The following is a 25,594-nucleotide window of genomic DNA, read 5'->3' as shown; positions in this document are numbered from 1 at the left end:
CTGTGTTATTCCTAGGCCAGCTGGCGGCTGAGGCGGCCCTTGTATTTCGCGCCGAGGCTGCGGTTATATTCGATGGCGTCGGGCATGTTCTGGCTGCGCAGGATCGGGAGGGCGTGGCCGCCGGTCTTCAGCCACTCGATGGTTTCGAGCATCAGCAAATTGAGCAGCGTGGCGCCGATCAGGGTGGAGGTTGGGCCGGCCTTGATCGTGTCGGTCACGGGGGCGATGGCGTCGCCGGGCAGTCCGAGGTTGTCGAGGACGTAGTCGGCGACTTCGTGGAGTTTTTTGCCACCAGGATGCACGGTGGGCGCGGTCTTGGACATTTCCACGCAGGTCAAGCCGATGACGGTCAGGCCCTTTTGTTTGGCGTAGAGGGCGACCTCGATGGGCGAGGAGTTTTTGCCGGAGTTGGAGATGACGATGATCGTCTCGCCGGCGAGCAGGCCGTATTGGCGGTCGTAGCGCTCGGCGATCTTGGTGCCGTAGCCAACCATGTTCTCAATGAAGCCGCCCGTCGGGTCGTAGAGGCCGCTCACGCAGACGAGTCCGCCGGCGCGGCCGATGATCTCGCGGCCGATGACCTCGCTGTGGCCGCTGCCGAAGGTGTGGATGACGCCGCCGTTGGCGACGGATTGGCCAAGGAGGGCGCCGAGCTTCTTCAGCGTCGGCGCGTTCACCTCCCGCGCGCGGGCGAGCAGGGCGGTGGCGGTGGCGTAATAAGTGTCGGCGATGGAGGACATGGTCAGCGGGAGAAGGAGAAACCGATGGAGCCAAACACATCGCGGCGCGGTTGGCCGTAAAATTCCTTGGTGCGGTAATCCTGGGTGTAGGCGAAGCGGAAGCTCGGCCACTGGAAGACCAACCCGAGACTCAGGTCGGCGACAAACGGGCGCTTGTCCACGGAGTGGCTGTCGCGCCAGGTGTTGCCGTCGAGGAAGATGTCGCGGGCGACGGCCCGCACCTCGCTGCTCGCATAGACATAGGCGCCGAAGCGTTTCGGGCCGCCGCTAATCGGGGTGTTGCCGCCGCCGGGGCGGATGAGATCGGGACCAAAGTCGGCGGGCAGGCGCCAGCCGAGCCGCACGACGGCACCGCCGGCGGCGTGGGTGTAAACGTTGCCGAGCGTGATGCGGTGCCGCAGCACCAGGTCCACGCCCAGCTCCGGCAAGCTGGAGCCCTGCCATTGCCAGGTGCGGTAGCGGCGTTCCCAGGTGAGACGCAGGCCGGGTTCGTCGCGCAGCTGGTTGGCCCAGCCGTTGGCGCGGGCGACGTTGATCAGGTCGTGAAATCGGTTCTGAAACTGCTCGCCGAGGGCGGAAGGTCCGACCACACCGAGCGAAAGCTCAACGAGGCGGAGCTGGTTCTCCAGCTGGGCCTGGAGGATGATCGAGCCGTAGAGCCAACCCGCGTAGGGGCGGTCGTCGGGGATGAGGGCGGTGGTATCGGTGTCGGTGGGCGTGTAGATGTTCTGGCCGAGGGCAAAGCCGACCTTGTAGCGCCAGTTCACGTGCGCGGGGTCCATCCACGGGATGACCTTCGCCGCGGTTTGCACAAATGGGTAGGACTCGTTGAGGTTCGTCTCCCCGAGCCAGGTGAGCTTCAGTCCGTTGGTGTAGTGGCGGTCGGTGCCGGCGAAGTATTTGTCGTTCTCCGTGACGACGGTGAAGGTGCTGCTCCGGATGTTCAGCACCGGCGCGGCCTCCTCCGCGACGACGACGGTCGCGGCACTGAGAAGCAAACTGGCGATCACCCGGGGAAAGCGCATGGGCGGGAATGAAAACCAGAACCGCGGAGAGAACCAGCGTTATGTGACCGGACCGCGTGATTGCCGTTTGACGGCGTTCCCGCGGTCCGGCTGCATGTGCCAACGCGGACGGGCCAGCCGCGTCACCCCTCCCAATCATGCGTTTCCCCCGTCTGTTTGCGCTCATGTGGATGCTCCCCGCGGTCTGGGCCGCCGCGGAGATGATCCCGCTCGAGAAATTCACCCAGGATACCCGGTTCTCGCGGGCCAGTCTTTCCCCCGACGGGCGCTACATCGCCTGTCTGCAGATGCTGAACGGCGATCCGTGGCTGATGATCCTCGATCTTGAAACCAAGCAGACCGCGCGCGTGAACCCCGGCGTGACCCGCAGCGGCCTGCGCAAGGAGGTCGCCAGCTTCCGCTGGGTCAGCGACCGGCGCATCAGCTTCGTGACGACCGTCTGGGACGGCCAGTCGCTGACCGGAGTCAGCGCCGTGGATTGTGACGGAAAAAACTGGGCGGCGTTTGCCGGCCCCGACGTGGACCCGACCGACCCGCAGCCGCTCCTCGCGACCAAGATCATCCACAGTTTCAACGACGCCGAGCAGAACGTGCTGATGCTCGACCAGGGCTTCTTCGAGGGCAGCGACCTCGTCTATCCCGACGTCGTCCGCGTGAGCACGCGGACGGCCCAGGTGCGCACCGTCGTGAAAAACCCCGGCAACGTGGTCGGTTGGGTGCCGGACCGCGAGGGTGTCGTCCGGCTGGGCGTCACCCGCGACGGCCTGAAACACGGCGTGATCTACCGCGAGAACGAGCAGGCCAAGTGGCGCACGATGCCGCTGAGCGACGCCGAGGCCGGCCGCATCAGCCCGCTCGGTTTCGATTACGACGGCAAGAAGCTCATCGTCGTGGCCAACAACGAACAAAAGCGCCGCGCCGTCTACTACTACGACGTCGAGGCCGGCAAGCTGGGCGATGTGATCGCGAGCCACCCGGAGTTTGACATCATCCCCGAGCGCGGCGCGCCGGGCGTCGATGGGGTCAGCTTGTCCGGTCCCGTGATGTCGGAGCTGACCGAGAGCGTGGTGGGCATCCGCTACATCACCGACGGCCCGCGCCTGCACTGGTTCGACCCGGGATTCGCCGCCTTGCAGGGCGGATTGGACCGGCTGCTGCCCAACACGGTGAACCTCATCGTCAGCCGCTCGCGCGACGAGAAGCGGTTCCTCGTGCTCGCCTTCTCCGATCGCGATCCCGGCACCTACTACCTTGTCGACCTTAAGTCAGCGAAGCCGGAGGTATCCAAGTTGACCGAGCGCATGCCGGGGCTGCCGGTGGCGGCCATGGCCCCCATGTATCCGGTCAAATACCGCGCCCGCGACGACGAGGCCATCCACGGCTACCTCACGCTGCCGCCGGGGGCCGGACGGACGAACCTGCCCGTGGTGATCATGCCGCACGGCGGTCCGTTCGTGCGCGACAGCTGGCAGTTTCACCCGCTGGTGCAGTTCCTCGCCAACCGCGGCTACGCCGTGTTCCAGATGAATTTCCGCGGCTCACCCGGCTACGGCACCGAGTTCTACCGCAAGGGCCGGCGCGAGATCGGCCGCGGCATGCAGGACGACATCGAGGACGGCACGCGCTGGCTCATCCAGCAGGGTCTGGCCGATCCGCAACGCATCGCCATCGTGGGCGGCAGCTACGGCGGCTACGCGGCGCTGTTCGCCCTCGGAAACAGCCCCGAACTCTACCGCTGCGGCGTCTCGATCAACGGCGTCACGGACTGGACCGACATCACCAAGGAAAGAAAGGGCGAGGAATACCGCTACGCCTACCTCTTCTTCCGCGAATGGATCGGCGACCCGAAGCTGGCGCCGGAATTTCTGGCGGAGATCTCGCCGGTGAATTTCGCCGCCAAGATCAGCGCGCCGGTTTTCATCGTGCAGGGCAAGGAGGACCGCACCGTGCCGCCCAAGCAGGCGCGCAAGATGATCACCGCGCTCGAGAAGGCCGGCCGCCCGCCGCAGGAGCTGTTCCTCGCCAACGAGGGTCACAGTTTCAAGGACGAGAAGAGCCGCACCAGGCTTTACGGAGAAATCGAAAGATTCCTCGCCAAGCATCTCGCGCCGCGGTGAGCGGCGTCATCGTGACGTCTCAACCGGCGGATTCCCAGCGTCCGTAGATGCCGCAGGGCAGGATGCGGCCGTCTTTCTGGATAGGCAGGCCGACTTCGCCGCCGTGGATGCGGCCGCCGGCGTCGTGCAGCAGGCCGTCGAGGAGGTTGATGACGACGGACGGCGAGAGACGCGCGGTGTAGGCGTTGATCAGGAAAAACACCGGGCGGTCGCTCAGCACCTGTTTGCATTCGTTGAGGAGGTCCCAGAGGTGGTCCTCCAGTTTCCACATCTCGCCGGTGCTGCCGCGACCGTAGGTCGGCGGGTCCATGATGATGGCGTCGTATTTGCGCCCGCGCTTGATCTCGCGGCGCACGAACTTGAGGCAGTCGTCGGTGATGTAGCGGATGGGCGCCTCGGCCAGGCCAGAGAGCGCGGCGTTTTCGCGGCACCACTTCACCATGCCCTCGGCGGCGTCCACGTGGCAGACGCTGGCGCCGGCGTGGGCGGCGGCGACGGAAGCCGCGCCGGTGTAGCCGAAGAGGTTGAGCACGCTCACCTCGCGGCCCGCGGCTCGGGCGTCGCGGATGCGTTTGGAAAACCAGTCCCAGTTCACCGCCTGTTCGGGGAAAAGCCCGGTGTGCTTGAAACTCGTGGGGTGGATGCGGAAAGTCAGCGCGCCGTAGCGGATGGTCCACTGGTCGGGGAGCTTCTGGCGGTATTCCCATTTGCCGCCGCCCGTCTCGGCCCGGTGGTAGAAACCGTCCCACCCGGACCAGGCCTTGCCGCCGTTCTTGGGCCAGATGATCTGCGGGTCGGGCCGCACGAGGTTGTAGGGGCCCCATTGCTCCTGCTTCATGCCGTCGCCGCAGTCGAGCAGGCGGTAATCCTGCCAGCGGTCGGCGACGATGAGGCCCGGACGGTCAATTTGCATGAGGGAAGTAGAGAGGAGAAATCCCGGACGCCAAACGCCAAATCACGGGCAAGGTGGCCTGACGGCTCCGAAAGCGTGAGCACGGTCTCCTGGATTCTTCGCTGCGCTCAGAATGACACACCGGGGTTTCATTCGCCGCCACCTGTCATTCAGAGCGCAGCGAAGAATCCAGAAGCGTCCGGCTAGGTATTGTCTGGCGCTTGGAGTTTCTTCTCCAGTTCATCCATGGTCCGGAAAAACTCCTTTCCGAGGTCCACTTGGTAGAGCCGCGCCAGCACGAGCACGCTCCAGAGGCAGTCGCTGAGCTCGTGGGCGAGCTTGCGGTCGGTATCGGCAATGGGCCGCACACCGGCCTTGGCCATGACGAGCTTCATGAGGTCGCCGACATCGCCGACGAAACCCTGCATGACTTCCTCCCGGGTCCAAGGGCGTTGGCCGGTGCGTCGGGCGCGCTCGGCGAAGGCGGCGTGGATCTCCAGGGCACGGTCGGAGAGCGAGGAAAGTTCCATGCGCGGAGCCTGACCGAGCCGGCCGCGAAGGCACGGCGGAATTCCACTGGCGGGAACATGCAACCCGGTGTAGTGATGTGCACCCCGCTTCGTCCCATGCCTACCCCTTCCCGCCGGACCTTTCTGAAAACGGCCGCCATTGGTGCGGCCACGGTTCTCACCGCCCGTTCCTGGGCCGAAATCGCGGGCGCCAACGGCGACGTGCGCGTGGCCGTCGTCGGACTCAATGGCCGCGGGCGCGAGCACCTGCGTCAGCTGCGGGCGATCCCGGGCGTGCGCATCGCCGCGCTTTGCGACGTGGATACGGCGGTGCTGGAGCGGATCGCGGCGAATCTGGCGAAGGACGGTCTCACGCCGGAGAAATTCACCGATGTGCGCCAGCTCCTCGCCTCGCCGAATGTGGACGCCATCACCATTGCCACGCCGAACCACTGGCATGCGCTCATGGGCATCTGGGCCTGCGAGGCGGGCAAGGATGTGTTCGTCGAGAAACCGGTTTCGCACAACATCTGGGAGGGCCGCCAGCTGGTGGCCGCCGCGGCAAAATACCACCGCGTGGTGCAGGCCGGCATGCAGGTGCGGTCGGGCGAGGGTTTGCAGGAGGCGGTGCAGTGGGTGCGCGCCGGGAATCTCGGCAAAATCAAGGTTGCGCGCGGTTTTTGCTACAAGCGGCGCAAGACTATCGGCCGCACGTCCGGCCCGCAACCTGTGCCGCCCACGGTGGACTACGATCTCTGGCTCGGTCCCGCGCCCTTGGAGCAGCCGCGGCGCGGGCGCTTCCACTACGACTGGCACTGGTTCAACGCCTACGGCAACGGCGACGTCGGCAACCAGGGCATCCACCAGATGGACGTGGCCCGCTGGTTTCTTGGCGAGCCGGGTTTGCCGCGCCACACGCTCAGCATCGGCGGACGCCTCGGCTACGTGGACGACGGCGAGACGCCCAACACGCAGATCGTGCTGCACGACTATGCCACGGCGCCGCTGATTTTCGAGGTGCGCGGTTTGCCGGCGAAGTTCGATCCCGAGGAGGACAAGCCCGGCGGACTGGGTGCCGAGGCGGCCGGAGCACTCGCGGCCTCGATGGACGACTACCGCGGCGTCAAGGTGGGCAACGTCATCGACTGCGAGGACGGCAGCGTGGTGACCGACAGCTATTTTGGAGCCAAGGTTTACGACAACACCGGGAAGGTCGTGCGCGAGTTCAAGGGCGAGGATCGCATGATGAAAAACTTCATCGCCGTGGTGCGCAGCCGGAGGATGGCTGATCTCTACGGCCCGATCGAGGAAGGGCACATCTCAAGTGCGCTCTGTCATCTGGGCGGGATCTCGCACCAGCGGGGCGCCGCCGGTCCGGTCCAGAAGGTGAAGGAAGTGCTGGGAGGTCTGCCCGCGTTCGCGGAGACTTTTGATCGCATGCTCGCGCACCTCGGTGCGAACCAGGTAAACCTTGAGACGTCCCGCCTGCTGCTTGGCCAACCGCTTAACCTGGTGAGCGGTCAGGAGCAGTTCACCGGCACAGGTGCGGCGGAGGCCAATGCGCTGCTGACGCGCGCCTACCGGGTGCCCTACGCGGTGCCGAAGCTGGCATAAGCTTTAAGCTCATCGCTGGATTCTTCGCTGCGCGCAGAATGACCAGCTTCGGTTAACTTTTCTGGTCCTGTCAGCCAGGGCGCGGCCTCGCGGCCGCTCAGCATTCCAATCAGTCATGGAGCATTTTTTCCAAAATACTCTGCTTACCCGACGCTCGGTTCAGGTTCCGTAGAGCCGGTCGCCGAAATCGCCGAGGCCGGGGAGGATGTATTTCTTGCTGTTGAGCTGGCGGTCGAGCACGCCGGCGTGGATCGGGATTTCGGGATGAGATTTTTCGACGGTGGCCACGCCCTCAGGGGCGGCGACGATGCAAACGAAGACGATCTCTTTTGCGCCGGCGGCCTTCACGACGTCGAGCGCCTGGGCGGCGGAACCGCCGGTGGCGAGCATCGGGTCCACGACGATCACACGTTTGCCGTCGAGGGGCGGGAGCTTGCAGTAGTAGCTGCGGGCGATGGCGGTGGTGTGGTCGCGCTCAAGGCCGACGTAGCCGACGGAGACGTCGGGAAAGGTGTCGAGGAACGGCTGAACCATGCCGAGGCCGGCGCGGAGGATCGGCACCACGGCGAGCGGGCGCGCCAGCACGCGGCCGGTGATTGGTTCGAGCGGGGTCTCGATCTTTTTCTCCTCCGTGGCCAGGTCGCGCGTCGCTTCGAGGGCGAGCAGCAGCGAAATCTGGTAACTGAGCGTGCGGAACAGCGCGGGCTTGGTGGTCTTGTCGCGCAGGTGGGTCAGCACGTGCGTGCCGAGCGGGTGGTGCAGGACGTGCAAGGGCATGACGAAGGACAGATGTCAGAGGTCGGAGGACGGAACAAGCCCAAGCTGGAAGCAACCGGAGCCTGTCATCCTGAGTGAAACGAAGGATCCAGTGGAATGGGGGCGGCTTACGCCACAACGGTCGTGCACGTGGATTCTTCGCTGCGCTCAGAATGACACGGCGGTTGTGTTGAAACGACTACGGTTGCAGCACCAGCGTGTGTTTCGTCGGGCCGGGGAGCAGCGGGGTGGGGTCGCCTTTGACCCAGGCTTCGTGGCCGGCGCGGTAGAAGGGCGAGGCCGGGTTCCCGCTCTGGCCGCCGGGCATGTGAAAGAGGCCCTCCTCCTCGCGGCCGGGGGACACGACGAGCCGCTCGCTGGCACCGTGTTCCGGTGTCTGCACGCGCGGCATCTCCGTCGCGCCGGGCAGGGGATCGGCGGGCATGTCGAGGAAGCGGCCGATCCACGCGGGGAGCAAGCGGCTGAAGGGGTGGCGCATCTTCAGGCGGTTGTGCGCACCCCAGGTCCATTTGTCGGGTGAAAGGCCGGCGCGGTCGGATTCGGCGAGCACCTCGTCCGCGGCCTGCAGGAGCAGCGCTGGCCAGGAACTGTAGGCGGGGTTCAACAGGTGCGGGGGACGCTCGCTGACGAGCTGCCAGAGCGCGTGCTCAAGTTGGAAATGCTCCGGATTGAACCCGGGATCTTCCGTGCGGGCCTGGGCGTGGTAGGGCGCGAAGACATGCTCCGCGACGCGCCAACGCCAGGCATGAACGAGGCGAAAGGCGGCCGAGTCGGTGCTCGCGCGTCCGTTCCAAGCACGCACGGCGTCGCGCAGGTCGGCCCGGGAACCGCGTTCTTGAATCGCCGCGTCGTCGAGCACGCCAAGCAGCAGCTGCTGCCAGCGCTCCAGAAACAACGCGCGGTCATCGAGCTGAAGCGCGAGCAGGTCGGCGGGCCCGGCCTTTTTTCCCGAGGCGACGAGGGCACGGAGTCCGTCGCGGATCTGCGCGCCCCGGGCGCCGTTGTCGTAGCCGCCGTCGCCGAGTTTTTCGTAAGCTTCGCCGCCCACGAGTCGCTGGTTGGCGGTCCAAAGCAGACCATCGGCGGGGTCGCGCACCACGGGAGTTTCTTCGGGAGCCAGCCAACCGTCCCAGCGGCGATCGCCGTAGCCCCAGGAAACCGGGTAGCGGCCGTCGTAACCAATCCGGCGCGGGTGCCGGCCGAGAATGGTCCAGGCCATGCCTCCCGCCGTGTCGGCCACGATGAGGTTCTGGTTGGGCAGGCAGGTGCGGCGGGCAATGGCCAACGCTTCGGCGGTGCCGGCCGCCGTTTCCATGGCGGCAAATTCGAGGTTGAGACTGCCGGCATCGTGCGCGGTCCAACGCAACACGAGCAGATTGCCATCGGCGTCGCGGCCGAAAACGGGGCCCCACTCGGTGAGCCGGACCTTGAAGTCCACGGGTGCGGCCCCCTTCACCGTGATGGTCTCGTTGCGCCCGGTGATTTCCTTCTGCCCGGCGGCGGTGCGGTAGAACACCTGCGCAATGGGATCGGTTTCAACGACGATCACGTCGGCCGTGTCGGTGTAGGCGTTGGTGAACCCCCAGGCTACGCGGCCGTTGCTGCCGGCGACCAGAATGGGCACACCGGGCAGCGTGACGCCGACCAGCCGGTGCACGGTGCCATCGGGACCGGGCCACTTCAGCACGGCGCGATACCAGGCGTGGGGCAGCCGATGGTCGAGGTGCATGTCATTCGCGACCAGGGGCACGCCGGAAGAAGTGTGCTCACCGGCCAGGGCGAAGCTGTTGGAACCGGGTTTGGGGGCGGGTGGCGCGAGCGGCACCGGTGCGGCGGAATTTTCCTCCGGCGGACGCAGTTGGAGGCGCGGCAGCGGCGCAGGGTCCAACGTGCTGCCGTCGAGTGCAGAATCCCACGCGGTGCCGGGTGGGGCAAAAAAGTGTGCGGCTTCGGAGCCGAGGGTCTCACGCAGGGCGAGCCGGCTGCGTTCGTCGTCACCGGTGGTGTCCTGCAGGTCGAGCCACATGGCATAGACCACGAGCAGGCAGTCCTCCGGCTGCCAGGGCCGGGGATCGGTGCGCAGGACGGTGTATTCCCAAGGAGTGCGCGGCAGGGCGGCCAGGCCCGCGTTGACGCCGGCGGTGTAGGCCTCGAGCAGGGCGCGGTGAGCGGTGGGCAATTGCGCGAGCACGCGACCGGCGAGGGGGCGGAAGCCGTGCAGGCGCCGGCCCTGGTCAAAGGCCAAGGCAGCCGGCCCGAAGAGTTCCGCCAGCTCACCGGCGCCGCTGCGGCGCGTCAGGTCCATCTGAAAGAAACGGTCCTGCGCGTGGAGGTAACCGCTGGCGCGGGCGACATCCAGGCGGTTGGCGCCGGTGATCGTGGGCACGCCCAGCGCGTCGCGCTCGATCTTCACTTCCGCGGCGAGTCCCGGGAGCGGAAGGGTGCCGTCGAGCGGGGGCAGGCTGGCGCGGATGCGCCACCAGACGGCGCCGGCGGCCAGCAGCGCCAGCACCAGCAGCACGCTCAGGAGGGAGACGAGCAGCTGCAGGCGTTTCCAGAGCGCGTCGCCCATGAGGGTCAGATTTTTTCCCAAGGACGCTCCGGGGCGGAGGCGCGACCCTCGTCGTAATCGAGGTAGTCGAACATGGTGAGCACCGGTTGACCCACGAGGCCGCTTTCCGTGATGCGCTGGGCGAGGGTCCCGGCCGCGCCGTCGCGCCAGCCGCGCTTGATCATGAAACCGTTCCAGATCTCGCATTCCTCGTCGGTGCGGGCGCCGCCGCGCTCGTGGCACCAGGCGAGGAGCGCGGCATCATCGAGATCGCCGGCGAGCACGCGGGCCTGCAGGTCCTCGTATTTCACGCGGAGGAAATTGCAGCAGCGGCTGTCGAAGCCCTTGCCGAGGTTGGCGCCGTAGTCGGCGAGCGGGAGCCGGCCGGCGGCGTGGAGGCGCATCTTGTCGAGCATGCGCCCGAAATAGACGAGGCGGCCAATCTTGGCGTAGGGACTGCGGAGACCGGGAACGAGGGGCATGGGGAGAAGGGAGAAGGGAGAAGGGAGAAGGGAGAAGGGAGAAGGGAGACTAGTCGCGGGCGTAATAGGCCCAGGTCGCGACGAGGCCGAGGACGAAGGTGGGGAAATTCACCCAGAGTTGGTGAAAGGGCACAGGGTAATGGTGCACAGCCCAGATCACGAGCACGTGTTTCACGGCGATAAGCGCCCAGCAGAGCAGGATCACCCGCTCCACCCGCGGATTGCGCGGCACCGGCCGCTTGACCTGCACGGATTGGACAAAGGGCCCGTCGAAATCAGCGGGATCGCGGTCGCGGAAAAACTGGAGCAGGTTGGCGAACATCCGGTTCGCACCGTAGCCCGGGTCCGCGAAAAGGAAAGCCGCGGTTATGCGCGGCGGGAGGCCTCAGGCCTGGCGCCGGCGGCGCAGGGCGAAGGCCACCCAGCCGGAACCGAGCGCGAGCAGCGCGTAGGTCGAAGGCTCGGGCACGGCCTGGAAGTTCAGGTAGATGTGCTGCGAGTCGGCCGTGAGGGTGAAGGCGGAGGTCGGGAACAGGTTGTTTTGGAACAGGCTGCTATCGATCAGGAACTTGTCGGCGCTGAACCCGGAAATGGTGCCTCCGGTCTCGATCAGCAGGAACTGGTAGCTGTTGCCCATGGTGATACCCGCCGCGAGGCCCTCGTCGCCAAACGCATCGTAAGATTCGAGCAGCAGGTTGAAGGAGGCGACGGAAACCGAGGAAAGGTCGAGGTTGCCGGTGATATAGAGCGAGCCGGAGCTCTCGGCAAACGAGGCGTCCTGCAGGCCCCAGATGTAGCTGCCGCCGTTGTTGAACACCGTGTTGCCCGAGAGAGTGAGCTCACCCGGAAAGAAGCTGTCGGGAATGCCGGGGAACAACGACTGGAGGGGCCCGATGGTGATGGGCGCGCCGGGAGTGCCGTTGAAGGAAGTGGGAGCGAAGGTGCCGAGACCGGCGAGCGCACCCTGCGTGAGCACAAGGGCGTTGGTCAGGGTGACGCTGTCGTTGAGGATGAGGCCACCGTCGCCGTTGGTCGCATTGATCGTGATCGTGCCGGTGCCGGCGGAGGAGTTGGCGCCCAGGCCCAGGGCGCCGTGTCCGGTAATGTTGGTGCCGCCGGAATACTGGTTGTTGCCGTAGAGGTAGAGCGTCTCGCCGCCCGTGGTCGCGGTAACCTGCAATGAAGCGGTGGTGGACACGTTGCCGGGGGCGGTTATGGCGCCACCAAATTCATACGTGCCGTCGACGGTGCTGGTATCAAAGGTGAGGTTGATGCCGTTGTTGAGGTGGAGATGACCGCCGTTCGTCCCGACGATGCCGTAGAGAGTGCCGCTGGTCGTGAAGGCGGCGGTGGCGTCGTCGCTGTCGAGCTGAAGGGTGCCGTGGCCGGCGGCGTTGGCGCTGGCGAAGGTGAGCGTGCCGTTCTGGACAATCCAGCCGCCGTTGTAGCCGGTGTTATCGCCACTGAGGGTGACGTTGATGGGAGTGGGGTTCGTCAGGAAGACGGCGCCAACGCCGGTGGAGTTGCCCGCCGCCGGGCCGGTGATGTTCCCCGAGAGGGTGAAACTGTTGGAGCCGGTAAAAAACAGCTGCGGGGTGATCCCCGTGCCGGGCACCGCGAAGTCGATCTGATTGGCAAAAGTGCGGCCCGCGGTGGTGGCGGAAAGGCCGATGGTGCCGTTTTGGTTCGGCTGCGACATCAGGGTGATCGTGCCGGTGCCGAAAGAAGTGTCGGTTGCACCGGCCAGGGTGATGCCGCCAAACCCGTTGATGGTGGTGCCGCCGGTATAGTTGTTGGCGGCGCTCAGGACCACGGTGCCGTCAGCCATCTTCGTGAAACCGCCCGGAACGCCGATCATGACCGAACGGGCACCGGCGCCGTCGAACAGCGTGGCGTCCACGACCAAGGTGCCCCCGTCCGCGGCGGTGAATCGGTAGGTGTCTGAGGCGTTGCCACCGGACAGCTCGGTGGTCGTCGCGATGCCGCCGGTGAGCACGGCCTTGGTGGTGGTGCCGACAAACACACCGTTGTTGAACCCGGTGAGGTCGAGGTTGGTCACGGTGGTGGGTGTGCCCACATTGGTGGAGTCGAAGCCAATAACGCCCCACGTGTTGGGTTTGTCGAACTTGGTGAACAGCCCGCTGAGAAGCGTGGCGCCGTTCACGGCCGTGCCGCCCAGGGTGGTGTCGGTGAAGCCGATGTAGCTTTGGCCGACGTTCGCAGCGGCGCCGCCGGCGCGCAGGATGCCGGAGGCGGGGATGGAGGAAGCGCCGTCAAAAATGATGAAGCCGTTGTTGGCGTAGGTGCCGCCGGTGTAGGTGTTGGCGCCCTTCAGATAGAGCATGAGGGCCACGCCGCCGTTGTTGGTCGCGACATAGGTCGAGGTGGTGTGATTGACCAACGCGGAGGCGACGTAGAGTTTGCCGCCGCCGTTGCCGAAGTTGTAGTTCGCGGTAAGTTGGGGCGTGATGCTGCCAGTGAGGGTGACACTCGTCGCGGTGCCCAGCCGTATGCCCTCGAAGGCGGTGGTGGTGAAACCGGTCAGGTTGATGTTGTCGGTGAAGGTGGAGGGTGAACCGGAGGGCAGGCCGGCGGTGAGCGAATCGAGACCGACGGAGCCGGAGGAGGTGGGATCGAATTTCAGAAGGAAGTTGGCGAAGTCACCGGCGTTGGGCACCGCGCTCGTGGCGATGCCGACGTAACCGTGGGCGCCGTTCAGGTTGGTTTGGCCGGAGAGGATGGAGCCGGTGGCAGGCACGGCGCTCGCGCTTCCAAAGACCAGCGAGCCGACCTGGAAGTTCTGGTTGGCACCGGTGGCGGGGTTGAGCCGGAAGCCGACCTTGGTGCCGCCGGTGTAGGTGTTGGTGCCGGTGAGAATCATCAGGCCGGGGCCACCTACATAGAGGCTGCGGGCGCCGCCGGTCTCCACGATGTTGCCGGAGATCAGCAGGGGGTTGCGGGAAACCGGGCCGGGGAGCGGCCGGATGCCGGTGTTGTTGGGGGCTTCACCGGACATCTTGTTGGCGAAACCCGTGTTGACGATGAGAGTCGTGTTGTTGGCCAGAGTGATGGTCCCCGTGAGGGTCGTGGCAGGGCCGTCCCAATTGCGAAAATTGATGGGGGCGTAGGCGACTTGGCCCGAAAGCAAAGGTCCGCTGTTGAAGGTGAAATTATTGGCCAGGGTCGGCGCGAGGTGGGTGGTCAGGGCGCCGCCGTTGGAGTAAACCACGCTGCCCGTGCCGATGGAATCGGCACCCCAGAGCACAAGGGAGGATATGGTGCCAATCGGTGCGGTGGAGTCCGGAGCCAAGGTGAGGGTGGCGGAAAAATCCGTGGCATTGCCCGAAGTGTTCGCCAGCAACAGAACCTGACCGGTGCCGGTGACGGTCAGATCGGCGGTGCCACTGAGCTTGCCGTGAATCGTGGCGACGCCCCCTTGTCCCAAGTTCCAGGTTTGGTTGCCCAAAAGCGTGGTGGAGATGCCCTCGGCGAAATCGAACCGCACGCCGGTCTGACCCGTGGCGTCGATACCCCCCGTCAGGGTCAGCGCGGTGGAGGCGCCGCTGGGAACAAAGCGGAAAGAGTCATCGATCGTGAAATCGAGGGTGCTGACATTGAACGTGGTCGGCAGGTGGATGACATCGCGCACGGCGTCGCCAAAAACCAGGGTTTCGCCGCCGGCTCCGGTCGGGGCGGTGGGACCACGCCAACCATCACCGATGCCGGTCCAAATGTAGGTTTGCGCGAGAGAGGTGGCAAACAGGCAGCCAAAAACAAAGGCGCCGAGCGTCAGTCGTGGTGTGCGCTTCATGGTGTGCTGTGCCAGAACTTGGCTTGGAAGCGCATTGTGCACAATGACAAACGAGCCAAAGCCAATCCGCCGGCGCAAGGGACCAGGCAAAGGAAAAGGCCGGCGGGCGGGGACCAAGTTCAGCCTGCGCGGCGGTTCGCGAGCACCTTGCGCAGGTTGGCGATCAGGTCCGCCACCTCGAAGGGCTTGTGGATGATGCAATCCACCCGGGCGGCGGTGAGCAGTTCCATTTCCTCCGAGCCCAACCGGCCGCTCATGACGATGACCGGCCCGCGGTAGCGGCCGGCAGCCCGCACCCGCCGCAACACATCAATGCCACTGAGTCCGGGCATGTTGACGTCGAGCACGAGCAGGTCGAATTCCTCCGACCTGGTCTCCAGCGTCTGCCACGCGGTGCTGCCATCGGGTTCCCGGTGGATCACATGGCCCTCGCGTTTGAGCACCGCGGTGACGGTTTGCGCGACAAAGTCGTCATCCTCGGCGAGGAAGACCCGGGCGTTGCCGGAGGGATGCAGATTGGCCGGCGCGCTGATCGGGATGGTCGGCAGGGGTGCGGGCAGGATGGGCAGGAAGATCAGGAACGAGGTGCCTTCGCCGGGCACGGAATCCACCTCGATATGGCCGCCGCACATGTGGACGAGGTGCCAGACCGTGGCGAGCCCGAGACCGGTGCCCTGGCCGACCGACTTGGTGGTGAAAAAGGGCTCGTAGATCCGTTCGCGCACCTCGGCCGGCATGCCCATGCCGTTGTCTTGCACGACAAGGCGCACCCAGCCGGTGAGGCCGGGCGTCGGCACGTCGGCAAGAGCCGGCCGGGCCTCGGCCGGCACGGCGGCCGCATCAATGCGAATCTGCGGGATCCAGGTGTCGGGGTGGGGAACCTGCAGCCGGTCGAGCAAGGTGTCACGGGCGTTCAGGATCAGGTTGACGAGGATCTGGTTGAGGTCGGTGGCGTTGAGGTAGAGCGGCGGCAGCTCGGCGGGCGTGTCGTTTTGCCAGCGGATGCGCCGGTCCATGGTCAGGCGCAGGAGGGCAAAGCAGCTGTCGATGGCGGCGGACAACCGCACGACCTCGGGCCGGGATTCGTTTTTGCGGCCGAAGGTCAGCAGCCGGCGGGTCAGCTCGGCGGCGCGTTGGGCCGTGCTGGCGATCAGACCGACAGACTTGCCGAGCTCCCGGTCCTGCGGCCGGTCCAGCATGATCTCGCCGCTCTTGAGCAGGATCGGGGTGAGCAGATTGTTGAACTCGTGGGCGATGCCGCCGACCAGTTCGCCGACGGCGCGGAGCTTGCGGGACTGCGCGACCTCCTCATCGAGCCGCCGCCGCTCCGTGGTGTCCTCCAAAAGCAGACAGCAGCGCCGAATTTCGGCGGGGCCCGACAGCAGGGGCACGAGCATCAGGGAAAAATCCCGGTTGGTGCGCGGCAAGTGGCGGTTTTCACGCACCAAGCTGCTGACGGCCCGGTTTCTGGAGATGAAACCGGTCAGTTCCGCCCGCAGCTCCGGTTCGAGCGGCAGCTCATCGAGCAGCCGGCCCGCGGCGGTTCCGGCCGGCAGGGCGAACAGGACCTCCGCCGCGCGGTTGAGCAGCAGCACGCGGTGCCCGCCGGAGTCCGTGGCCTCCAGCACGCAGACCGTGAGCGGGATGTTGTCGTAGAGCGCCCGCAGCAGGATCTGCTGGCGGTTGAGCTCGTCGGCCTGGGTGGCGATGCGGCGGTGCAGGAAGCGGAGGCGGAGGTAGGCGGTAAGCGCGCCGGCGAGACCGAGCGTCAGCAGGATCAGGCCGTAGTTCACCGCCTGGTCGCGCGTGATCAGCGGCGAGTCGATCCGGCCGAACCAGCGCTGGTAGATCTCGCCGAATTCGCCGGTGCGATGGAGGATGGACAGGCCTTCGTTGAGCCGGGCCAGCAGCAGCGCATCGCCCTTGTGCACGGCAAAACAATGCCGGATGTCGTAGCCTGCGAGCGGTTCGCCAAACATCGCCACGTTGCCGATCCGGCGCTCCTCGATCACGGAAAGGGCGGTGAGCTGGGAAAGGAAGCTGCCGGCCACCTCGCCGCGTGAGATCAGCCGGAGCGCCTCCTCACTGGCGCTCACGGACACCTGATCCACCCGGAGCCCGTGGTCGGCGATGAAGCGCTCGCCCATGCTGCGCGTGCCGATGATGGCAAACTTCCGGCCGTTGAAATCCTCCAGCCGGCGGATGGGGCTGCCCTTTTCCTGGATGAACACCGCGCCACGCAGGGTGAGAAACGGCACCGTGAAGTCGGAGTAGCTGTCGCGCTCGGCCGTCTGGCTGTAAATCTGCAGCATGTCGAACTCGCCCTCGCGGAACCGGTCGTGCAGCTCGCGCCCCGGCATCGCCACCCGCTTGATCTCCAGCTGCATCACGCGCGCCACGGCATCCAGCAGGTCCGTGGAAAATCCGGTGGCCCGGCCCTGGGCGTCGATGAACCCGTAGGGATAGCTATCGGTGGTCACGCCGACGATGAGGGGCTGCCGCGCCGCCAGCGGCCGGAGGTTTGCCGCCGGCGCGGTGACGGGTTCGGCGCGCAGCGTCAGGGCAAGCAGCAGGCCGGCAAGGCAGGCTCCTTGCCGGAGCGCTCGATGCGGGGTGGTCATCTGCCGTCCAAGCTAGTCGTCAGTGTTCAAGAATCCAACCAAACTTTGCCCATTCCGGTGGGTTCAACCGAGGAGGGTCAGCGTGATGCCGGCGACGATGCCCAGCACGGCCGGCAGCTTCGCCGCGCCCTTCGTCTCGTGAAACAGCCAGATGCCGCCGGCGAAGGCCACCAGCGTGCTGCCGCGGCGCAGGCTGGAGACGACGGAAACGAGCGCCTCGGGATCGCGCAGCGCCTCGAAATACACAAAGTCCGCCACCAGCAGCGACAGCGCGATGAGCGCGATGCTCCAGCGCCAGTGAAACTCGTTGCGCGGCCACCAGCGGCGCCACCAGCCCACGATGAGCGGCAGCATCACCACGGGCAGGTAGAGCGTGAACCAGGCCTGCACCTGCGCCGCGCTCAGGCCCACGGTGCCGAGCAGGTGCTTGTCGTAGAGTCCGCTCACCGCGCCGCAGAGCGTGCCGGCCACCATGCAGCCCACCCACTTGTTGCGGTGGAAATGCACGCCCTCCGCGCGTCCCGCGACCGAGAGGCCCCAGAACGACGCCAGCGTCACGAAAATCCCCGCGTTCTCCAGCCAGGAGGGACGCTCGCCGAGCACGATGAGCGCGCCGAGCAGAGTCCAGAGCGGCCCGGTGGCCCGGATCGGCGCCGCCAGCGATAGCGGCAGGTGTTTGATGCCAAAATAGGTGAAGGCCCACGACGAGGCCACGATCACGGACTTCAGGAAAACCAACCCATGCTGCCCGGGCGTCATCGGCGCCGGCACGAAGGCAGCGGGCAGCGCCGCCGGGACCGCCATCCCGACTCCGAGCAGGGCCAGCCACACAACCGCGCCGCAGACCGTGCTCAGGAACAGCACGGGCAGGACGGCGTTGCCGTGCAGCGCGTGTTTCTTGCTCAGGTCGTAGAAACCGAGGAACAGGGCGGAGAGAAGGCTGCCGACAATCCAGGACATGAACGGCGAGGTGTGACGCACGCCGCCGACGGGAGCAAGAACTGTAGGGCGGGGAGCTTGCTCACGCTACGAAGGCTTCACCCAAATCGTGGCGCCAGCCTTTCGGCAGGCTCAAGGCCCTGAGCTCGTCGAACGGGCAAGCTGGCTGCCCTCATCCGGCTCACCGCAGCTTCGCACAGGCCTGGTGCCGCGGACAGGACACGAGGTGGTCATTCACCAATCCGGTGGCCTGCATGAAGGCGTAGCAGATGGTCGTGCCCACAAATTTGAAGCCGCGCTTCTTCAGGTCCCGGCTCAGAGCGTCGGACTCCGCGGTGCGCGCCGGGACCTGCGCCGGGGCGGTCCAGCGGTTCACGCGGGGGCGGCCCTGCACAAAGCCCCAGACGTAGCGGTCGAAGGAGCCGAATTCCGCCTGCACGCCGAGGAAGGCGCGGGCGTTGATCACCGCGGCCTGGATCTTGAGCCGGTTGCGGATGATGCCCGGGTCGGCGAGCAGCCGCGCCTGCTTCTTCTCGTCCTGGCGGGCGACCGCGGCCGGCTCGAAGCCGCCGTAGGCCGCGCGGTAGTTTTCGCGCCGGGCGAGGATCGTGGCCCAGCTCAAACCGGCCTGGGCGCCCTCGAGAATCAGCATCTCGAAAAAGTGACGGTCGTCGTGCGAAGGCACGCCCCATTCGGTGTCGTGGTAAACGTGCTGGAGTTCGGCCTCGGCCCAGGGGCAGCGCGGCGGGGCGGAGGGGTCGGTGGCGGGCATAAGCGGCAGGTTAGCAGAGCGCACTGACAGCCCTGTGTCAGCAGGCTTGCGGCGCACGGGCCGGGTGTCCTAGCTTGGCACCCTTATGGGACGTCAATGGCTGCATGCGAAACGCGCGATCGTAAACCTCAAGAAAGGCCAGGTGGTCGGCAAGCTGGTGAAGGAAATCACCGTGGCCGCCAAGCTCGGCGGCGGCGACCCCGCGGGCAACGCCCGGCTCTTCGCCGCGGTGGAAAAGGCCAAGAAGGCCAGCGTCACCCGTGACGTCATCGAGCGCGCCATCGCCAAGGGCGCCGGCACCGGCGGCGACAAGAGCTCGCTGGACCACGTCGTCTATGAGGGCTATGCGCCGCACAAGGTCGCGGTGATCGTCGAGGTCTATACGGACAACCAGCAGCGCACCGCCCCGGAAATCCGCGTGCTCTTCAAGAAGGGCGTGCTCGGCGCCGCGCACAGCAACAAGTTCCTCTTCGACCACGTCGGCATGGTGGAGGCGCACACCGCCGCGGCCGGCACGGACCTCGAGACCGCCGCGATCGAGGCCGGCGCCAACGATTTCTCGCCGCTGACGCACGCGGAGAACGACGACATCCCGGAAGGCGCCACCGGCGCGCGCTTCATCACGGATCGGGCCGGCGTGCACACGGTCTCCACCTGGCTCAAGGCCAACGGCTGGACCGTCGTCACCGCCGAGCTCGGTTACCTGCCCAAGCAGTTCCCCGAGCTGGACGACACGGCCCGCGCCGAGGTCGGCGAGTTCCTGCACGAACTGTCGGAGCACGACGACGTGCAGCGCGTCTGGGCCGCGGTGAAATAAAAAACCCCGGGCCGAGGCCGCGGGGTTTTGTTAACAACGCCGGAGGGGTGACCGGCGTCGGCGGAAGAATGAAGAGCAGCGCGAAACGCGTTACTTCTTCTTTTTGCCGGCCTTTTTGGCCTTCTTCTTGGCAGGTTTTTTCTTGGCCATGAAAAATTTTTAGAACGCGTTGCGTGAAGTTGCACGCAAAATTTTCGCAAGAGTCACAATTTTCGCGGTGACGCGCGCGCGGAAAAATTCGCGCGTTCAGCGTCCGTAGAGCGCGCCGATCTCCTTCAGGTAGGCGGCGGTGCCGGAGAAAAGTTTTTCGAGCGCGTCGGCGCGCACGCGCCAGCGCCAGTTGCCCGAGGGCAAACCCGGCGTGTTGAAGCGCGCCTCGCTGCCGAGCACGAGCAGGTCCTGCAGCGGCACGATCGCGAGACGCGCCGGGCTCGCGTAGCACAGCCGGATGAAATCCCACGCGACGTCCTCGCCCGACACGCGCAGGTAGCGGCGCACGCGGTCGCGCTCGAAGTCGCTCGCGGTGCGATACCAGCCGACGGTGGTGTCGTTGTCGTGCGTGCCGGGGTAGATCACGGCGTTGCGCGGGGCATGGTGCGGGAGGTAGGAGTTCTTCGCGTCGCTGCCCCACGCGAAGTGCAGCACGAGCATGCCGGGCAGGCCGGTGGCCTCGCGCAGCGCGTGGACCTCGTCGGTCAGCACGCCGAGATCCTCGGCGATGATGCGCGCATCGGGCAGCGCGGCCTTGAACGCGCGGAACAGCTCGAGGCCGGGCCCGGGCAGCCATTCGCCCTTGCGCGCGTTCTCGGCCGGCAGCGGGATGCGCCAGTAGGACTCGAAGCCGCGGAAATGGTCGATGCGCACGATGTCGCACACCTCGAGCGAGGCGCGCAGGCGGTCGCACCACCACGCGTAGCCGTCGGCCCGGTGCGCCTGCCACGCGTAGAGGGGGTTGCCCCAGAGCTGGCCGTCGGCCGAGAAATAATCCGGCGGCACGCCGGCGACCGCGACAGGCAGGAAGGTCTGCGGGTCGAGTTCGAAGAGGTGCGGTGCGGCCCACGCGTCGGCCGAGTCGGCGGAGACAAAGATCGGCAGGTCGCCGATGATGCCGACACCGCGCTCCTTCGCGGCGGCGCGCAGCTGGGCCCACTGGCCGAAGAACAGATACTGCCCGAAACGGTAGGCGTCGGCGGCGTCGGCGAGCTGTTTGCGCAGGGGCGATTTTTGCGCCCGGCGGTGATCGCGGGCCTCGGCGGGCCATTCCCACCACGGGGCGCCGTGGAAATGGTCCTTCAGCGCGCGGAAGAGCGCGTAGTCGTCGAGCCAGCGCGCCTCCTTTTTGCAGAAGGCCGCGTAGTCGCCGTAGGGCAGGGCGGTGTGCTTCTGCCGGCGGAGCGCGGCGGCGATGCCGAGCAGGCGCGGCTTCAGGCGGCCGATCGCCTCGAAGTCCACCGCGTCGGCGGAGAGCGGCGCGAGCGCCATGAGTTCGCTGGCGGGCAGAAGACCGTAGCGCACGAGCGGCACGAGGTCCACGAGGTTGGGATTCCCGGCGAAGGCGGAGTAGCACTGGTAGGGCGAGTCGCCGTAGCCGGTCGGACCGAGCGGGCACACCTGCCAGTATTTGATGCCGGCGGCGGCGAGAAAATCGAGGAAGCGCACAGCATGCTGGTCGAGCACGCCGCAGCCCTGGCCGCCGGGCAGCGCGGTCGGGTGGAGGAGAACGCCGGCGGCGCGGTCGCGCAGCCAGTCGTAGAGCGGAAGCGTTTCGGCGGACGGAACAGGTTTGCGCGAGGTGGCCACGCGCTAGGGGAATCCGGCGCGCCCGGCGGCGCGAGCCCATTTTCCGCGCTCAGGTCAGCAGGAAGGCGCCGACGGCCGTCGCAAAGAATCCGAGACTGAGCGTGAGCCCGTAGATGACGGTCAGCAGGAACGTCTTCACCACGGTCTTCGGCCACGAGTTGGCGAAGAGGCGTCGCAGCATGACGAACGGATAGATCCCCAGCCAGAAGTTGCAGGCGAAGGCCACCCAGCTGTCGAGGCCCCAGCCTGGCAGCCCGGCCAGTCCTTCCCAGCCGCGGCTGAGAAGCACCCACAGGTAGATGAAGGTGTGAAAATGCACCGAGAGCACGAGGTGCTGGAGATAAACCTGGCCGGATTTGCGGAACAGCACGCGCGTGTAGAGCGCAAAGAACGGCAGGCAGAACATCAGCATGTGCGGGAGGTGGGACTGGATCCAATGCGACAGCTGCCGGCGGCGCTCCGGATCGGTCAGCCGCCGGCCTTGTTCCTCGAGGAAGCGTTCGAGCGCGGTGTCCTCTTCGCGGGTTTGGCCCGGCTCCGCCCGCGCCTTGGCGATCTCGGCCTGCATCTGCTCGGCGGATTCGCGCACCTCGTCCACGAGCCGTTTCGGCGGGGCGGTCCCGTCGGCCGGGTCGGCCGCGGGCCCGGCCGCCTCGGTCTTGGCCGCCACTTGTTCCAAGGCGGCGGTGACCTTGGCGGGGTCCTGCCAGTCCTCGGGCTTCATCTGGGTGGCGGTGTCGCGCCAGGCGTTGCCGAGGGTGGCGACGTTCACCGGCTTGCCGCCGATGGTCAGGCCCTGGTGGGGTTTGCCCTCGGTCTCGCGGACGAACGAATCGTCCTTCTCCCCGATAAAAATCAGCAGGAAGAAGACGAAGCTGACGAAAATATAGAGCCGGAACGGCGGCATCTGCGCCGCCCGCTTGCCGGCGTTGAAGTCGGCGGTGAGCCGTCCCGGCTGAAACAGCAGCGTGACGATGTTGCGGAAAAATTTTCCCTCGAAGTGGAAGAGCGTCTCCAGCGCCTCCATGAACACATGCCGGAAAGAGCGATGAAACTCGAAGTCGTGCTGGCCGCATCGGTGGCACCACGGACCCTCCAGTTTGGTGCCGCAGTTTTCGCAGTGGGTGTGAAACGGGCCGTGGTGGCCGGGGGCGTGCTCCTCGGTCCCATGCTTGACCGCTTGGTCGGCGGTGACAGCGGCCTCCGCCGACAGGGGCAGCGGCTCGGGCGGTTCCGGCGGCTCCGGTTCGAGGGCCATGCGGGACTCAGGCCTTCGTGGAATCCGGATGCAGCACCTGGTGGATGGTGTTCAACAGGGCGGCCGGCTTGAAGGGCTTAAGCAGGAAGGGATCCGAGGAGGACTTGCGGCCGGGATCGCGGCCCGAGCCGTTGGCTTCGAGGCCGCTCATGAACAGCACGCGGATGTCCGGCCGCAGCGGCCGGATCAGGTCCACGAAGCTCCGGCCGTTGTTCTTGGGCATGAAAATGTCGGTGATGATCAGCGCCACGCGATCCTTGTGCTCGCTGAAAACGGCGACGCCTTCCGCACCGTCACGGGCGATGATCACCTCGTAGCCGTGATTGAGCAGCACGGTCGTGAGCAAATTGCGCACGCTGGCCTCGTCGTCCACGAGCAGGATCAGCTCGCCGTTGGCGCGCGGGGGAAACGGGGTGGCGCTCGAAGGCCGGGGGGAGGAGGCGGTGGAGGCGCCGGGCGGCTTGAGGCAGAAGCGGAGATCATCGCGATTCCGGCCGACAACCACGGGCGCAAAAGCGGGGATGATGCGACGGAGAAGGAGATGCAACAGGCCGCCAAAAGTGGCCAAAATCAGGAGGCGGAGAATGAGGGCGGAGTTGTCCGGCATCAGTGTGGTTAAGCAAAGGCCGAGCCACTGCTGACCGGCCCGGCTCGGCGGACGGTGGGGCGGCGGCTGACGCCATGCAACTGCAAATAGCGAAAACGATCCGCTTATAAGTCTGGATGGCTGCCGGCGGGCAAATTTCTGGGGCCGGGCTCGGGTTTGCCTGGATGAATTGGCGGCAGAAACAGAAAAACCGGTCCCGTGGAGGAACCGGTTTCTGATCCAAAGGGGCTGGACGCCGCCTTACTTAACCTGACGAAGGGTGATGGTCCCGTTCATCGAGGTCAGTTTGATGTCCACGCCGCCGCCATTGAGGGTGCCGACGATGGATTTGCCGCCGAAGTTGGGCAGGGGGGGGATGGGTGGGACCGGAGCGGCCGGGGCCACGGGGACGACCCCGTCCAGGTTCACGTTGACGTTAACGGACGCCTCGACCGCGGCCTCGATGGCTTCCTTGGTGGCTTCAGTCGCGGCCTTGACCGCGTCGGCGGTGGCCTTGGCGGCGTCGCGCCGGGCTCGGGCGACTTCCTTGTTGATGCGTGCCTGTTCGCGGGACAACTCGCGGTGCACATCGTCAGAGGACACCGCGACCGGGGCGCTGGAGCCGGTGACCTTTTCCGTCTTGGTCTGGAGGACCTTGTCGGGGAAGTTGGTGCGGATGGACCCGTTGTGGGTGCGCATGCGGAGATTGGCCTTGGTGTCGCCGGGGAGGCGCACGTCGATCTCACCGTTCAGGGTGGAGAGGGAGACCGGTTTGACCGGGGCGGACTTGAAGGTGGCGCTGATCTCGCCGTTGAGGGTGTTGACGACCGCGGAGCTGGCGATGTCGCGGAGCGTGACCTCGCCGTTCATGCTGTTGATGTCGAGGTCGCCCTCCACGCCGTCCACCAGGATCTCGCCACCGAGGGAGGTGCGGAGCACGAGGTTGGTGTTGCGCGGGACCTTGATCATGAACTCGGCGCCGTGCGAGGCCCAGGCGTTGTCGCCGGCCACGGTGACGACGGCGACGTTGTCTTTCTCGGCGAGTTCGAAGGTCACGTCCTCGTCGAGGCGGCGGAAGCCCTCGTCATCCACCTCGGCGCGGCCCTTCTGGTCGAGCGAGGAGGTGACGATGACCTCGTTGCCATCGGTGCCGATGATGTGGAGCTCGGCCCACGGGATGCTGAGCTTGAGGGTACCAGGGATTCCTGGGTCGGAGAACTTGACGCGCGCGGTGGCGCCGTCGGTTTCGGTTTCCTCATCCGCGGCGCGGAGGCCGGGGCTCAGGAGGAGTGCCGTCGCGGCCAGCAAGCCGGCGAGACGGAGATAGAATCGGGAATTCATGAGACGTTGGGATTGGACGGGTTGTTGTTATTGAGAGTGTCAGTGGGTGAAGGGGTGCGGAGGACGGCCAGGCCGCGGCGGGCGGAGTCGCGGACGGTCTTGTCGGCGGCCTCGTCGCGGCTGAGCTGTTCGAAGAGCGGGGCGGCGGCGGTTTCGCGGACGGAAGTGAGAAGCTCGATCATCGCGACCTGGACCAGCGGCGAGGATTCGCGCGGGAGGCTGGCGAGCAGGCCCTGGCGGACGACCTCCTCGTCGGCGTGTTGGGCGAGGGCTTCGACGGCGGAGAGGCGGACATTGACCGAGGGATCGAGGGCGAGGGCGCCGACGAGGTCGGTGAGCACGCGGCGGTCGGGGCTCTTGAGGTCCATGGTGGCGAGCACGGTCTGCAGGCGCTCGCTGGTGGACTTCTGCTGGAGGAGCGAGGCGGCGACGAGGCTGCCCATGTCGTTCATCAGGGTCTTCTGGTCGGCGAGTTCCTGCTCGAGTTTGGCGAGGCGCTCGGCGTCGGCCTTCGAGGCGGCGGTGGTTGCGGTCGGAACGGGAGTCGGAACCGGCGTCTGGAGGAAACGGGCGCCGGCGAACAGGCCGAGGGCCAGCACCGCGACCGCGCCGGCGAACTGCAGCGGAGGCGTGGAGGGCAGAAGCGCGGCGAAAAAACGGTCGAGGCGGCTCCGGGCGAGGGCGAAGGGGCTGACGCTGTCGGCTTCCTGCTGGTGCGTCTCGAGCATGGCGTAGAATTGCTCGCGTAGGCGCGGGCTGGGCTCCTCGACGGCAGGCAGGGCATCCAGCTTGCGGGTCATTTCCTGGAGAGCGGACCACTCGCGCTGGCAGGTCGGACACGAAGCGAGGTGGGCGCGGAGCGTGGCGGACTCATCGGGCGGCAGGGTGCCGTCTTGGTAGTCGATGAAGTTGTCCTGGACGCGTTGGCAGTTCATGGGAGGG

Annotated in this window: 20 protein-coding genes; 3 read left to right on the top strand and 17 right to left on the bottom strand. The window is 66.5% G+C overall.

The features are described 5' to 3' along the window. Positions 1-11: 11 nt before the first annotated feature. Positions 12-740, bottom strand: a complete 729-nt coding sequence (locus tag ESB00_RS19460) for a sugar isomerase domain-containing protein (RefSeq protein WP_129049895.1) — start codon at positions 738-740, stop codon at positions 12-14. Positions 741-742: 2 nt separating this feature from the next. Next, positions 743-1,765 (bottom strand): lipid A deacylase LpxR family protein, encoded by a 1,023-nt coding sequence (locus tag ESB00_RS19455; RefSeq protein ID WP_129049894.1) that lies wholly within the window; start codon positions 1,763-1,765, stop codon positions 743-745. Between the two features lie 137 nt (positions 1,766-1,902). Between ESB00_RS19455 and ESB00_RS19450 the strand changes: the two genes are divergently transcribed. Further along, positions 1,903-3,882 (top strand): alpha/beta hydrolase family protein, encoded by a 1,980-nt coding sequence (locus ESB00_RS19450; RefSeq protein WP_129049893.1) that lies wholly within the window; start codon positions 1,903-1,905, stop codon positions 3,880-3,882. A 19-nt stretch (positions 3,883-3,901) separates the two neighbouring features. Here the strand turns inward: ESB00_RS19450 and ESB00_RS19445 are convergent, their stop codons facing one another. Together ESB00_RS19445 and ESB00_RS19440 are read right to left on the bottom strand one after the other, a co-directional pair. Continuing rightward, entirely contained in the window at positions 3,902-4,795 is an 894-nt protein-coding gene (locus ESB00_RS19445; protein WP_129049892.1) for a class I SAM-dependent methyltransferase, read from the bottom strand. Between the two features lie 182 nt (positions 4,796-4,977). Then, positions 4,978-5,304: a nucleoside triphosphate pyrophosphohydrolase family protein gene (locus ESB00_RS19440; RefSeq protein ID WP_129049891.1), complete on the bottom strand. Its 327-nt coding sequence runs from the start codon at positions 5,302-5,304 to the stop codon at positions 4,978-4,980. A 96-nt stretch (positions 5,305-5,400) separates the two neighbouring features. Between ESB00_RS19440 and ESB00_RS19435 the strand changes: the two genes are divergently transcribed. Further along, on the top strand, positions 5,401-6,897 hold the full coding sequence (locus ESB00_RS19435) for a Gfo/Idh/MocA family protein (protein ID WP_129049890.1): 1,497 nt from the start codon (positions 5,401-5,403) through the stop codon (positions 6,895-6,897). 159 nt (positions 6,898-7,056) lie between these two features. On the opposite strand, the gene upp is transcribed toward ESB00_RS19435, so the two are convergent. The 8 genes from upp to ESB00_RS19395 form a co-directional block, all read right to left on the bottom strand. Then, positions 7,057-7,674, bottom strand: coding sequence for a uracil phosphoribosyltransferase (upp, locus tag ESB00_RS19430; RefSeq protein ID WP_129049889.1), 618 nt, complete (start codon positions 7,672-7,674; stop codon positions 7,057-7,059). Between the two features lie 178 nt (positions 7,675-7,852). Then, the gene (locus ESB00_RS19425) at positions 7,853-10,246 is read right to left on the bottom strand and encodes a penicillin acylase family protein (RefSeq protein WP_129049888.1); all 2,394 of its coding nucleotides are present in this window, start codon (positions 10,244-10,246) and stop codon (positions 7,853-7,855) included. 5 nt (positions 10,247-10,251) lie between these two features. Continuing rightward, positions 10,252-10,707 carry a DUF5069 domain-containing protein gene (locus tag ESB00_RS19420; RefSeq protein ID WP_129049887.1) on the bottom strand — a complete coding sequence of 152 codons (456 nt, stop codon included), beginning with the start codon at positions 10,705-10,707 and terminating at the stop codon, positions 10,252-10,254. Positions 10,708-10,756: 49 nt separating this feature from the next. Continuing rightward, complete coding sequence (locus ESB00_RS19415; RefSeq protein ID WP_129049886.1) at positions 10,757-11,029, bottom strand: hypothetical protein; 273 nt, start codon at positions 11,027-11,029, stop codon at positions 10,757-10,759. Positions 11,030-11,092: 63 nt separating this feature from the next. Then, positions 11,093-14,518, bottom strand: a complete 3,426-nt coding sequence (locus ESB00_RS19410) for a PEP-CTERM sorting domain-containing protein (RefSeq protein ID WP_129049885.1) — start codon at positions 14,516-14,518, stop codon at positions 11,093-11,095. A 119-nt stretch (positions 14,519-14,637) separates the two neighbouring features. Next, entirely contained in the window at positions 14,638-17,139 is a 2,502-nt protein-coding gene (locus ESB00_RS19405; protein WP_129049884.1) for a transporter substrate-binding domain-containing protein, read from the bottom strand. A gap of 63 nt (positions 17,140-17,202) precedes the next feature. After that, positions 17,203-18,099, bottom strand: a complete 897-nt coding sequence (locus ESB00_RS19400) for a DMT family transporter (protein WP_129049883.1) — start codon at positions 18,097-18,099, stop codon at positions 17,203-17,205. 160 nt (positions 18,100-18,259) lie between these two features. After that, complete coding sequence (locus tag ESB00_RS19395) at positions 18,260-18,850, bottom strand: DNA-3-methyladenine glycosylase I (protein WP_129049882.1); 591 nt, start codon at positions 18,848-18,850, stop codon at positions 18,260-18,262. A gap of 85 nt (positions 18,851-18,935) precedes the next feature. Between ESB00_RS19395 and ESB00_RS19390 the strand changes: the two genes are divergently transcribed. After that, positions 18,936-19,667 (top strand): YebC/PmpR family DNA-binding transcriptional regulator, encoded by a 732-nt coding sequence (locus ESB00_RS19390; RefSeq protein ID WP_129049881.1) that lies wholly within the window; start codon positions 18,936-18,938, stop codon positions 19,665-19,667. Positions 19,668-19,913: 246 nt separating this feature from the next. On the opposite strand, the gene malQ is transcribed toward ESB00_RS19390, so the two are convergent. The 5 genes from malQ to ESB00_RS19365 all read right to left on the bottom strand — a co-directional run bounded on the left by malQ (position 19,914) and on the right by ESB00_RS19365 (position 25,587). Beyond that, positions 19,914-21,467: a 4-alpha-glucanotransferase gene (gene malQ, locus ESB00_RS19385; RefSeq protein WP_129049880.1), complete on the bottom strand. Its 1,554-nt coding sequence runs from the start codon at positions 21,465-21,467 to the stop codon at positions 19,914-19,916. 49 nt (positions 21,468-21,516) lie between these two features. Next, on the bottom strand, positions 21,517-22,725 hold the full coding sequence (locus ESB00_RS19380; RefSeq protein ID WP_129049879.1) for a DUF3667 domain-containing protein: 1,209 nt from the start codon (positions 22,723-22,725) through the stop codon (positions 21,517-21,519). 7 nt (positions 22,726-22,732) lie between these two features. Then, positions 22,733-23,332, bottom strand: coding sequence for a response regulator (locus ESB00_RS19375; protein WP_129049878.1), 600 nt, complete (start codon positions 23,330-23,332; stop codon positions 22,733-22,735). A gap of 240 nt (positions 23,333-23,572) precedes the next feature. Next, on the bottom strand, positions 23,573-24,652 hold the full coding sequence (locus ESB00_RS19370; protein WP_129049877.1) for a DUF4097 family beta strand repeat-containing protein: 1,080 nt from the start codon (positions 24,650-24,652) through the stop codon (positions 23,573-23,575). Continuing rightward, entirely contained in the window at positions 24,649-25,587 is a 939-nt protein-coding gene (locus ESB00_RS19365; RefSeq protein ID WP_129049944.1) for a zf-HC2 domain-containing protein, read from the bottom strand. The genes ESB00_RS19370 and ESB00_RS19365 overlap by 4 nt, the downstream gene beginning before the upstream one ends. Between the last annotated feature and the right edge of the window lie 7 nt (positions 25,588-25,594).

Origin of the sequence: Oleiharenicola lentus (assembly GCF_004118375.1) — a bacterium.
GTDB classification, from domain to species: domain Bacteria; phylum Verrucomicrobiota; class Verrucomicrobiia; order Opitutales; family Opitutaceae; genus Lacunisphaera; species Lacunisphaera lenta.
The sequence above is the reverse complement of the archived record's forward strand: the minus strand, read 5'-3'. Positions and strand labels throughout refer to the sequence as shown.